Annotated in this window: 10 protein-coding genes; 5 read left to right on the forward strand and 5 right to left on the reverse strand. The window is 37.9% G+C overall.

Going from position 1 to position 12,647, the window contains the following annotated elements; all coding sequences use genetic code 11:
• Nucleotides 1-120 precede the first annotated feature (120 nt).
• Nucleotides 121-1,650: a peptidoglycan DD-metalloendopeptidase family protein gene (locus C7390_RS11680; RefSeq protein ID WP_055176842.1), complete on the reverse strand. Its 1,530-nt coding sequence runs from the start codon at nucleotides 1,648-1,650 to the stop codon at nucleotides 121-123.
• A 234-nt stretch (nucleotides 1,651-1,884) separates the two neighbouring features.
• Nucleotides 1,885-2,445 (reverse strand): flavin reductase family protein, encoded by a 561-nt coding sequence (locus C7390_RS11685; protein ID WP_022502347.1) that lies wholly within the window; start codon nucleotides 2,443-2,445, stop codon nucleotides 1,885-1,887.
• 491 nt (nucleotides 2,446-2,936) lie between these two features.
• On the opposite strand from C7390_RS11685, the gene C7390_RS11690 reads away from it, so the two are divergent.
• The 3 genes from C7390_RS11690 (at nucleotide 2,937) to C7390_RS11700 (ending at nucleotide 5,448) form a co-directional block, all read left to right on the forward strand.
• Nucleotides 2,937-4,163 carry a 6-phosphofructokinase gene (locus C7390_RS11690; RefSeq protein WP_022501840.1) on the forward strand — a complete coding sequence of 409 codons (1,227 nt, stop codon included), beginning with the start codon at nucleotides 2,937-2,939 and terminating at the stop codon, nucleotides 4,161-4,163.
• Nucleotides 4,164-4,441: 278 nt separating this feature from the next.
• Nucleotides 4,442-5,074, forward strand: a complete 633-nt coding sequence (locus C7390_RS11695; RefSeq protein ID WP_055176839.1) for a DUF4230 domain-containing protein — start codon at nucleotides 4,442-4,444, stop codon at nucleotides 5,072-5,074.
• A 101-nt stretch (nucleotides 5,075-5,175) separates the two neighbouring features.
• Entirely contained in the window at nucleotides 5,176-5,448 is a 273-nt protein-coding gene (locus C7390_RS11700) for a hypothetical protein (protein ID WP_055176835.1), read from the forward strand.
• Here the strand turns inward: C7390_RS11700 and C7390_RS11705 are convergent.
• Both C7390_RS11705 and C7390_RS11710 read right to left on the reverse strand, forming a co-directional pair.
• Nucleotides 5,445-6,113: a DUF4867 family protein gene (locus C7390_RS11705; RefSeq protein ID WP_055306912.1), complete on the reverse strand. Its 669-nt coding sequence runs from the start codon at nucleotides 6,111-6,113 to the stop codon at nucleotides 5,445-5,447. The two genes, C7390_RS11700 and C7390_RS11705, sit on opposite strands and share 4 nt — an antisense overlap.
• A gap of 43 nt (nucleotides 6,114-6,156) precedes the next feature.
• Nucleotides 6,157-7,119 (reverse strand): D-2-hydroxyacid dehydrogenase, encoded by a 963-nt coding sequence (locus C7390_RS11710; protein WP_116444231.1) that lies wholly within the window; start codon nucleotides 7,117-7,119, stop codon nucleotides 6,157-6,159.
• Between the two features lie 264 nt (nucleotides 7,120-7,383).
• On the opposite strand from C7390_RS11710, the gene C7390_RS11715 reads away from it, so the two are divergent.
• Nucleotides 7,384-8,751: an MATE family efflux transporter gene (locus tag C7390_RS11715; RefSeq protein ID WP_116444232.1), complete on the forward strand. Its 1,368-nt coding sequence runs from the start codon at nucleotides 7,384-7,386 to the stop codon at nucleotides 8,749-8,751.
• Between the two features lie 229 nt (nucleotides 8,752-8,980).
• Complete coding sequence (locus tag C7390_RS11720) at nucleotides 8,981-10,561, forward strand: glucose-6-phosphate isomerase (RefSeq protein WP_116444233.1); 1,581 nt, start codon at nucleotides 8,981-8,983, stop codon at nucleotides 10,559-10,561.
• 905 nt (nucleotides 10,562-11,466) lie between these two features.
• Here the strand turns inward: C7390_RS11720 and C7390_RS11730 are convergent.
• Nucleotides 11,467-12,159 (reverse strand): 5'-methylthioadenosine/adenosylhomocysteine nucleosidase, encoded by a 693-nt coding sequence (locus C7390_RS11730; protein ID WP_022501251.1) that lies wholly within the window; start codon nucleotides 12,157-12,159, stop codon nucleotides 11,467-11,469.
• Nucleotides 12,160-12,647: the final 488 nt, after the last annotated feature.

The following is a 12,647-nucleotide window of genomic DNA, read 5'->3' on the forward strand; positions in this document are numbered from 1 at the left end:
AATATTTCAATATCCTTATGATTATATCACACCATATCATTATGTCAATCTGTCTTATCCGCATTTTATTATGATTTAAAAAGGGTATGGAAAATATCCACACCCTTTGTACGTTTTATTCTAGTTCTTATTAACATAATTAAGAGGATTAACCCTTGTGCCATCAATCCATATTTCAAAATGCAGACGTGGACTTGTCACATCGCCTGTGCTTCCACTTAACGCTATCTGCTGACCCTGACTTACCTGCTCTCCAACACTGACAGTAAGTCTGCTGTTATTAGCATACCTTGTCAGGCTTCCATCTTCATGCTGTATATCAACACAGTAACCATATCCACCATACCAGCCTGCTCTTGTAACTTTACCAGCTCTTGCTGCAACAACTGTTATGCCTTCACTACACGTCCAGTCAACGCCGTAATTAACTGTATCTTCTCCAGTTCCATAACCCGAAACAAAAGTTCCTGCCACCGGCTTAATATAATCAGTCTGTGTAAGGGTTCCCACTGCAATCTTCCCAGGCTTTGACTCCTCTGTTATATTCTCTTTTACAATATCTCTTGCCACTTCCCTGCCATTAGCATATGTGACATTAGCAACCACCGTTCTTTTTCCTGACGTTCCCTCATCAAGAATTGTATTAGTCCCTCTTGAATTATTATTATCGTCAATATAACTCACTTCCGCCTTGTAGTCCTCATCATACGAGAGCTGCTTGGTTGTAAGCACTGTTATCTGCGTATCCGGTACTGTTACCACAAGCTCATCGCCTGGTACAACAACCACATTTTGTGAAGCTATGTCATTAAGCTTAAGCAGATCATCCAAAGTCATCTGATAATCTTTGGCAATCTGTTCAAGAGTATCGCCTTCCTTTATTATATAAGATACCTGGGATTTATTCTCTCTTGTTAAAATGTCATAAGCTTCCTGTACAGACACTACATCTGCCTTATCCCCGCTTACTGCGTTAACAGATACATTTTCCGCAAAATCAATTCCCATAAGCTGGTCAGGCGATTTCTTGTTAGTTCCATTTTCCGAATTATTATCTTCAAAGAATGAAGCAACTATCTGTGTATCCTGAACTGACTCTTCCTCATTCTTATTGATAGCAATTGTGTACTGTTCATCAATCGATGTTCCAGCCTTTATGACAGGTTCAAACTCATCAGCTACATTGTATGGCTGTATAATCTTTCTGAATAACTCCTCAACTTCTTCTTTAGTAGCAAGAGTTACCATATTATCATCAACCCTTACAGTATAAGCAAGCTGTGTTTCAACATCAACGATACAGTCAAATAATGAACTGTATATTGCATTCTGTAACTGCTTGGTAGTCATACGTTTCGCTATCGCTCTTCTCTGCTTTGTTATCTTAACATCGCAGTCCATATATATATAATCTGCAAATTCTTTGCAGAGCTGTAATCTTGCATCAGCCAGTGCAACATTGACTTCGTCTTCTGTATTAGCAGCGCCAATATAATTACCCTGAATAGAAATACTGTAATATCCCACCTCATTATCAAACATCTGCTTTGATACAAATGGAATACCTATCACTATTACAAGGCATGCAATAAACATTGTCGCGATAAAGGTAGTTCTCATCTCCCTACCATATCTCGTTATGCGTGTCATACATTCCTCCAACAAATAGTATATTTAATGCCATTATTCGTATAATATGATGACGTAATATTTCTGTAACATTTTCGTAACAAATTTTATACTACCACGCATATGCTTATTTGTAAAGTCTTACACTTCTTATAAATAATGAAATAATAATGAACTGTTCATTATTATGATGCCGGGGTCAAAAGCCCCAGACTTTGATACCTACAAATTGTTCCGTGCTACGCAATAAACCCTTTACTTCTTAACTGAGTATCCAAACTTGCCTATATTATCTCCCAGTGTGTAATACTGTCCGTGTGAATATGCTATAAGGTCAGCATCCTGAAGCCTTAATGCACCCTTGCTGTCAAGAAGCTTCTCATCTACATTTACAGCTACAACTTCCGCTATAAACATATCGTGGCTTCCAAGTTCTATAATATCCTTAACCTTACATTCAATATTAACAGGGCTTTCCTTTATTGCCGGTGCAGCTATCTTAACCGATTGCTGTGGTGTAAGGTGCATATCTGCGAATTTATCCGTATTTCTTCCAGATTTAACACCGCAGTAATCAGTTGCATAGCATAACTTTCTTGTTGTGAGATTGACCACAAATTCGCCTGAATCTTTTATAATATCATGGCTGTATCTTTCCTTTCTCACTGATATTGACACCATAGCAGGGTCAGAACATATTGTTCCTGCCCACGCAACAGTAATTATGTTAGGCTTCTCACCCTCTCTTCGACAGCTAACCATTACTGCTGGTACTGGGTATAACATATTGCCGGGTTTCCATGTCTGTTTGCTCATCTTTCAATTGTCCTTTCGTTTCTTCTGGTTGTTGGGTTCTTTTTTATTTTTCTTCTTGTTTTGCCAATTTACCCCGCCGTGCACGTCAAGGAAAGCTTTGCTTCCCTTGACTGTCGGGCGTTCGCCCTATTGGACAAAAAGTTAAAAAAGAACTTCGTGCAAGCACAGTTCTTTTTTATTTTTTTGTCCAGCACGGCTCATTGCTTACGCACATTATATCATATGCCCTGCGTTGCTTTTCCACGCATCCGAAGTTTCGAAGAAACTTCTAAGTGACTACGAAGTAGTCATATTATATCATATTATAAATATTTTGAAAGTTTCCTGTTTTGGTGGGAAGAATTTATTAAATTAATTATCTTTTTTAAGTTGTATGATTGCTTTAATTATGTTAATATTAATTTAATAAAATATTTATGACAGATTTAAGTCTAGAGGGAATTTAGGTCTGTTTACATCTTTATTATTATAATAATTTTCGGAGGACATTTATGTTAGGTAATGTTATCGTAGGACAGTCTGGTGGACCAACTTCCGTAATCAATTCAAGTCTTGCAGGTGTATTCAAGACAGCAAAAGATAGAGGAGCTAACAAAGTATATGGTATGCTTCACGGCATCAAGGGTCTGCTTGACAAGCAGTATGTAGATCTCTCAGAGAAGATTAAGACTGATATCGATATCGACCTTTTAAAGAGAACACCTTCTTCTTATTTAGGTTCATGTCGTTATAAGCTCCCAGAAATATCTGATGACAGAGATACTTACGAGAAGATTTTTGAAATACTTAAAGAACTCAACATTTCATACTTCTTCTACATAGGTGGTAACGATTCAATGGACACTATCAAGAAGCTTTCTGACTACGCTCTTCTTGTAGGCAGTGATATCAAGTTTATGGGTGTTCCTAAGACAATCGATAATGACCTTGCAGTTACTGACCACACTCCTGGATTTGGTAGTGCTGCTAAATTCATAGCCGCTACTATGAAAGAGATTATCCGCGATGGTCTTGTATATGACTATCCAACAGTAACTATCGTTGAGATTATGGGACGTAATGCCGGTTGGCTTACAGCCGCTTCTGCTCTTGCAAGAGGCGAGGATTGTGAAGGCGTAGACCTCATTTATCTTCCAGAAAAGGTATTTGATATTGACCACTTCCTTGAAAGAGTTAAAGAAATCGCTTCTAAGGGACGTTCAATGGTAATCGCCGTTTCTGAAGGTATTAAAGTTATGGACGGAAGATATGTATTTGAACTTTCTGACCACGTTGAATTCGTTGATGCTTTCGGTCACAAGCAGTTAGCTGGTTCTGCTAAGTTCCTTGCTAACAAAGTCGGTTCTGAACTTGGTATCAAGACAAGAGCTATTGAATTATCAACATTACAGCGTTGTGCAGCTCATATGACATCTCGTACAGATATCACAGAAGCATTCAACGTTGGTGGTGCTGCTGTTAAGGCTGCATTTGAAGGCGAGACTGGTAAAGTTGTTGTACTTAAGAGAGTTTCTGATGATCCATATATGTGCATTACAGAAACACACGATGTACACCAGATTGCCAACATCGAGAAGAAAGTTCCACTTGAGTGGATTACTGAAGATGATTTTGTCACAGAAGACCTTATTCACTATATCAGACCATTAATTCAGGCTGAACTTTCACCAATTATGGTTGATGGTCTTCCTAGACATCTTAATGTTAATATGGACTAGTAGTCCAAACAGACTGGCTTCCCTCTTTTATATGCCGGTCTTCTGCTAATCTTTATTATATGTATCACATATTAGAAGCCTGGTGCGTAAGCATCAGGTTTCTTTATTATATATCAAATTGCACATAACAGAATTCCATTTTTAAAATTCCAGCACTTTATTAACCTATAAGACAAAAATATTTTTGACCTGTTTATTACATTATGATAAAATCGCATTAATATGATTAATATATATGCAACAACGCTATTATAAAACTACTACTATGGAGGATTACTATGTCCCGCAATAAGTTACAAAAGGTACTCGATATTAAATTTATAATCGCTGTAATAATCATCATATTATTATGTGCTGTGCTTGTATACACAAGAAAAGAAGCTAAAAGCAATTACGTTTCTGATGAAAAGATTACAGAAATCGGCTTTGAAAATATCGGTGAGCTTGCAACCCAGTCAGTAACAACCACTACTGTAAGGGTTGAAACCAAAGACCTTAAGCTGTTTAATGTAAGCATACCTTTGACACAATCCAAATACATATATACATATAATACAACTATCAAGGCTGGAATTAATTTCAGCGATGTCAAATGGCAGCTCGGCGACACTGACGATACAAGCCATAACATATATGTAGACATTCCTGAAGTTAAGACTTTATCGGCTGACATTGACCTTGACTCCTTCAAAGTACTACACGAGGAGAACAACATTTTCTCTCCTATAACACTTACTGAGCATAACGACTCTTTAATCCAGCTAAGAGAAAATGCTTTATCAGACGCAATAAACAGCGGCTTGTACGACAGGGCACTTGATAACGCTAAGACTATTCTTACTTCATTTATTAGTCAGGTATACCCTTCAAATGAATATAACATAATATTCTCAGAGCGTGCTAGTGAGTAATACAACAAGTTACGACTCGCAGCTAAAATTCAGCTGCGACACAGACATATAATACAGCCACAGATTACCAGCCTATATTAATGTAAGAACGGAGAAAATATATGTTTCGATTATGGTGTAAACTTTTCGATGAGTCCAATCATCTTATGAAAGATATGGTCTATGCTAATTCTGATATAGATATTAACAGAACCAAAAAGATATTTGATGGCATAAAAGAAGCCTGCTATACATTCGATCTGAGCGAGCCTATATGGCTTGACTCTAATATAGCAGACTTCCAGCGCCACTCTAAAGTAAGATTTACTAAAGATAATTTTATTGATTCAATTGACTTTGCTTATATGGAAGTTCAGGTTATTGAAGAAGATTAAATCTCAATATTCTCACCCTTAAGTCCAATATATGCACTATCATCAAGACCGCCTTCGGCGTGGCCTATAAGCCACTTATTAGTAGCCGCAAGAAGTGCATCTTCATTGATATTACTACTGCCAGTATTCTCATTTGAGGTGCTGGCTGTTTTATTATCTATTCTTATATGCTTTGACTTTAATGGATAGTTAGTTCCCTTTGGAAGCACGACTGCAACCTGAAATCCCTTACCATCTATGCCGCAAGGCGCATAATGAAGTGTTGTAGAATACACTTCAACAGCCGTTCCTGCTGGAACCCTGAAAGCTTTTACATTAGCTGTGTCATATATATAATCATCGTTAACATCTGTCAGCAGTCCCAGCATAAGAATCATATCCGTAGCCGCAATATTAATCTCTGAATCCCTGTGATACTCAAGTGCATTAAGCTTTGAATTATGTCCATTACAGTAACCTATCTGAATTGGCATTTCACCATATACAACTGAGGAAATGTCAAGCCTTATAGGAAGTGCTTCAAGCTCCTTTACTGCTGGTTCATATACAACACCTGATGGTATTGGAGTTCTTTTTAATTCCTGTATAAGCTCTGTAAAATCCACATTATCAACTACACGTCCATATTTCTTAAATTCATCATCATTAACTGATAAAATCTGCATACTCTTCTCCATTCCGCTTATTATACTGCCATTTCTTCTACACTTACACTACCGCATTTCTTGCTTCACCCTTAGTGAAAGCTGCAATATTCTCATATACTTCGTCCATAAGTCTTGTTCTTGCTTCTACTGTACCCCACGCTACATGTGGTGTAATCACAAGCTTTGTGCTATCCTTAATCCTAAGAAGCGGGTTATCCTTTTCTATAGGCTCTTTTCCAAGTACATCAAGTCCTGCCGCAGCAATCTTTCCCTGTTCAAGTGCCTCTGTTAAATCTGCATCATTAACGATAGGACCTCGTCCAAGATTTAAAAGCACTGCACTTGCCTTCATCTTATCAAATGCTTCTTTATTAAAAAGATTATTGGTCTTATCATTAAGTGGTGCGTGAATAGATATTATGTCTGATTTTTTCAAGAATTCGTCAAACTCTTCTCTCTCATAAGGCACATCCTGTGTCTTTCCACTTGCTGAATAATATATAACCTTACATCCGAAATCTGAGGCTATCTTTGCAACACCTTTTCCTATAGTTCCAAGACCAACTATGCCCCATGTCTTTCCTGAAAGTTCGTGGAATACATTGGAAAAATGTGAAAAAATCGGACATTCTGCATACTCACCTGATTTAACATAGTTGTCATAATAGTTCATCTTCTCTATAAGATACAGTCCCAATGCAAATGTATGCTGTACAACTGAGTCTGTTGAATATCCCGCAACATTGGCTACTCTTATATTCTTTTCCTTAGCATAATTAATATCAATATTATTATAACCCGTTGCTGTTTCTGCTATCATCTTTAATGCTGGTGCACAATCTATAAATTCCTTGTCTGCAACAATCTTATTGATAATAACAACGTCCGGATTAAACCCTGCAGTTCTTTCAAGTGCCTCCTGCCTTGTACTTGTCTGGTAGCTCTTAACCTCACCAAGACCATAGAACTTGTCTACATTAACATCTTCTCCGTATGTAGACGAATCAAGCATAAGAATTTTCATAATAATACCTCCATTCTGCCTTTGTATGCCTTTAAAACATAACTTTTCACGGCTTCATTTTCTGACATTTCAATTATACTTCTCTGTAATTTATAATTCAATTGTAAATGTTATCGTTTAATTTTACATAAGTTTTAATTTGTGTTTACAATATCAAAGTGATATACTTGCAATCGTTTTAAGGAATAACATTTTATACATGTAATATTAAATATATAATCTTTATTAATAACTTTTTAATCACAAATGGAGAAAGTGAAATATATGAAACGTATTGATTTTGAAAATGGAACTATAACCAATAATATTTTAAATGCGGCTATACCTATGCTTGTGGCACAGATTTTAAGTCTGTTATACAATATTGTAGACAGAGTGTACATTGCAAGAATTCCCGATGTCGGAACAAATGCCCTTGGTGCAGTTGGACTATGCTTTCCAATAATTATGATTATGACCGCTTTCAGCAATCTCTTTGGAAGCGGAGGTGCACCTTTATTCTCAATTAAGAGAGGAATGGGTGATGAAAAAAGTGCTAACACCATTATGAACACTTCTTTTACAATGCTTTGCGGCTCCGCAATTATTCTTATGTGCATATGCCTCTTATTTGCAGCCCCTCTGCTCACACTCTTTGGAGCTTCTGACACAGCACTTAAGTACGCATATCCTTATCTGTGCATTTACCTTATCGGAACCCTTCCTTCAATGATAGCAACAGGAATGAACCCATTTATCAATGCACAGGGCTACTCAACAATCGGTATGCTCTCTGTTGCAATCGGTGCTATTGCCAATCTTATATTAGACCCGGTATTTATATTTATCCTTAATCTTGGAATAAAAGGTGCGGCTGTGGCAACTGTTATTTCACAGCTTATGTCAGCTTCATTTGTAATATATTTCTTAAGATTTAAAGCTGAATTAAAGATAAGCTTTATAAGAAAAAATGAACTGCCACATTGTCTGAATTTTGCAAAAGATATAATCAGCCTTGGTACTTCCGGCTTTGTAATGCAGCTTACTAACAGCCTAGTATCAATATGCTGTAACAATGTTCTCTCAGTTACCGGCGGCGATATTTACATTTCTGTAATGACTATTGTTTCTAGCATACGGCAAATGGTTGAGACACCTATATACGCAATCAACGAAGGTTCTTCACCAATTATCAGCTATAATTATGGTGCCAAAAGGCCAGGAAGGGTGCGTAAAGCCGGACTTACTATGGGGGCATTAATATTAGGATATACCGCAGTTATGTGGAGCATAATACTTCTTGCCCCTCATATGCTTATTAATATTTTCAGCTCTGATACTTCACTTATGGAAAATGCAGTATCAGCATTGAAGATATATTTTGCCGCCTTTATATTTATGGACCTGCAATATATCGGACAGACCATTTTCAAATCCCTTAATAAGAAAAAACAGGCTATATTCTTCTCTTTATTAAGAAAAGTATTTATTGTAATACCTCTTACATATATTATGCCTTACGCTCTTAATATGGGAACAAATGGTGTATTTGCAGCCGAACCTGTATCTAATATAATCGGCGGAAGCATATGTTTTATAACTATGCTGTGTACCATTCTCCCCGAACTTAAACAGATGGAAAATGATAGATAATAACGACTTTTCTCCTTGTATTCGACAGACATTGATAGTATAATTCAATTAAGATATTTTGTGCGACAATATATCAATATAATGCCTTAATGGATAACATTTTAAATGTTATTTCGATATATTCTGGCATTATATCTTTTAATGTTGCAACTTATTATAGGTAATTGCGAATGGTCTTAGCAGTTTTCGCAATTACCTACAACTCAATTATACTAGGAGGAGATATTTTATGATTAATTGGAACAATCTTGACACACTTGAAGCTTTTAAGGAATTAAAGGAAACTCCGCTTGTTGACCTTAATAAGGTTATGTCGGGCGAAGCTGGTGCTGAACGTGTTAAGACATATAATATTCCTATGGCTGAGGGACTTAACTACAACTTCGCAGCTAAGAAAGTAGATGATACAACTCTTAAGGCACTTGAAAAGCTTGCTACAGAAGCTGAACTTTCAAACAAATTTGCTGCTCTTTACAATGGCGAAGTTGTTAATACCGGCGAGAACAGACTTGTACTCCACCATATGACACGCGGACAGCTCGGTGAAGCTGTTAATGCTGACGGCGTAGACAAGCGTACATTCTATACAACACAACAGAAGCGTATCGCTGAATTTGCTGACAAGGTACATAATGGTGCTATTACTAATGGTGCTGGCGAGAAGTTCACAACTGTTGTTCAGATTGGTATCGGTGGAAGTGATTTAGGTCCTCGTGCTATGTATATTGCTCTTGAGAACTGGGCTAAAAAGAATAATTCATTTAAAATGGAAGCTCATTTTATAAGTAATGTAGATCCAGATGATGCATCTGCTGTACTTGCTTCTATTGATGTTGCACACTCATTATTCATTCTTGTATCTAAGTCTGGAACAACTCTTGAGACGTTAACTAATGAATCATTTGTTAAAAATGCTCTTAAGGAAGCTGGTCTTGACCCTGCAAAGCATATGATTGCAGTAACAAGCGAGACCTCACCTCTTGCCAAAAGTGATGATTATTTAGATGCATTTTATATGGACGATTACATCGGAGGACGTTTCTCTTCAACATCTTCTGTAGGCGGTGCTGTATTATCATTGGCATTTGGTCCTGATGTATTCGCAGATTTTCTTGAAGGTGCCTCTGCTGAGGACAAGCTTGCATTAAACAAAGACATTCTTAAGAACCCAGCAATGCTTGATGCACTTATTGGCGTATATGAACGCAATGTACTTGGATATGAATGTACTGCTGTACTTCCATACTCACAGGGCTTAAGCCGTTTCCCTGCACATTTACAGCAGCTTGATATGGAGTCTAATGGTAAGTCCGTCAACAGATTTAATGAACCGGTTAATTACCCTACAGGTCCAGTAATATTTGGTGAACCGGGAACTAATGGACAACATTCTTTTTATCAGCTTCTTCATCAGGGAACTAATATCGTTCCTTTACAGTTCATTGGATTTAAGAACAGCCAGCTTGAAAATGATGTTACTATTCAGGACAGCACAAGCCAGCAGAAGTTATGTGCTAATGTAGCGGCTCAGATTGTTGCATTTGCATGTGGAAAAGATGATGAGAACCCTAACAAGACTTTCAAGGGTGGAAGACCTTCAAGCATTATAACTGGAGATAAGCTTACTCCTAAGTCTTTAGGTGCTTTGCTTTCTCATTTTGAAAATAAGGTTATGTTCCAGGGATTTTTATGGAATATCAACAGCTTCGATCAGGAAGGCGTACAGCTTGGAAAGGTGCTTGCTAAGAGAGTGCTGGCACACGATACTGATGGGGCATTGAAGGTTTATAGTCAGATGCTTGGGATTTAGGCGGTTGTGCGCTATTAAGGCATTATAAGATGATATGCTGTAAATTATTCTGTAATATTAGATTTATTAGGTTATATAATTACGGCTTATAACGGACGGAATTAAGGCAGACGGCTGGGTGGTTGTGTGGCTGGACTGGCGGGGGCTCGTTACTTAAGTTATAAGACAATTGGATACTACTAAGCCTTTCCCGATAGGCAGAGAGAACGGACACACCGCTCCAAATTCGCCATCGTGGCTCAGTTGTCGCTTGCCCAGACCTCGTGTCTGGGCATTGCTGTTTGGTGAGGGGAAAGGCTAAGTTGTATCTCAATTGTGCTTATAATACTTGCGTAACAAGCCCCCGCCAGCCCACGCTGACACAACCGTCCAGCCGTCCGCCTTAATTCCTGCATTGTGAAGGAATATACAATACACCTCTACAGCTAACTTCACGAACTACAGGTTCCACTGACTTCTACAGCTTTCCAACTACTACATCTTGCCCGCCACACTCCTATCCCCCTTCCCAGCCATATTTCTGCCCTATTATCCGCAACCCCGGTAGTGTGTGCCCCTGCCATCGCAACCCGACAGGGGTGCGGGTAGGGGCTGTGGTGGTGCGTGTGGGGACTGACATTATAAGATAATTGCTGATATTCCTTAGTCATTCCCTCCACCATACAGCAATGCCCAGACACGAGGTCTGGGCAAGCGACAACTGAGCCACGATGGCGAATTTGGAGCGGTGCGTCCGGCACCATAACTCCACCGGGAATGACTTAGTAATATCCAATTATCTTATAGCAGTCTCACACGCACCACCACAGCCCCTAGCCACAGCCCGTCCGTTTGTCACAACCATTTGCCACAACCGCACTCCGCGTCCGACATAATAAATCAGCAGAAATTATATCTGTCTATATCTATATCTGTCCCACCAATTCCTTAAGCAGCTTAACCGAATTCTCAATCGCCTGCTTCTCGAATGTAGGGTAATCCATAGTTGCACTGTCATCAGCCTTATCTGAGATTGCTCTTAATATAACAAATGGAACTTTATTAAGATATGCTGCCTGTGCAATTGCTGCACCTTCCATCTCTGTGCAGTATCCATCAAAATTAGCTGATATTCTTTCTTTAACAGCCTTGTCTGATATGAACTGATCACCACTTACAACCCTGCCAATATGTGTTCCTATCTCTGGAAGAACCTTATCACAAGCCTCTTTGGCAACATCTATAAGGTGCTTGTCTGCTTCAAAAGACAATACGTCCATTCTTGGAATCTGTCCTAAAGGATATCCAAATCCTGAAGCATCCATATCGTGATGTAATACATCACTTGATATAACAATATCTGCAATATTAATCTCTGCCTTAAGTGAACCTGCAATTCCTGTATTAATAACATAATCAACACCGAAATCATCTACAAGTATCTGTGTGCATACTGCCGCATTTACCTTGCCGATTCCGCTTCTTACAACAACAACATCTTTGCCATTAAGCTTTCCAGCCTTAAATGACATACAAGCCTTATCTTCCTGTCTTTCAATTTCCATAGCTTCAACAATCTTAGCTACTTCTTCGTCCATAGCTCCAATAATACCTATCATAATAATCCTCATTTCTGCGCACATTTTTCGCATACTGGTTTGTGTATGGTACGCACAGTCACAAATCCACTGTGTGAAAATCTGTTTTCCACACTAATCTCCTGTTATTACTTTATTAGTTAATTATTCACAGTTAAAATGCGTTTTACTTATTGTACCAATTAATCGGCAATATCACAATGTTTGTGTCAACCTTTATTTTTAAATATTAGTCTCTATAACATCATAAACGAAAATCATTTGATTTACTCTGATTTTCACCTGAATATTGAATTAATTACATCTTACATAATACAACTCTTTAAAAATTATGATATAATATGACTACTTCGTAGTCACTTAGAAGTTTCTTCGAAACTTCAGATGCGCTGAAAAACTGCGCAAAAACTATGATATAATATGACTACTTCGTAGTCACTTAGATGTTTCTTCGAAACTTCAGATGCGTGGAAAAGCAACGCAGAAACTATGATATAATATGACTACTT

This window comes from Bacteroides galacturonicus, from assembly GCF_003096855.1.
Classification (GTDB): domain Bacteria; phylum Bacillota; class Clostridia; order Lachnospirales; family Lachnospiraceae; genus Lachnospira; species Lachnospira rogosae.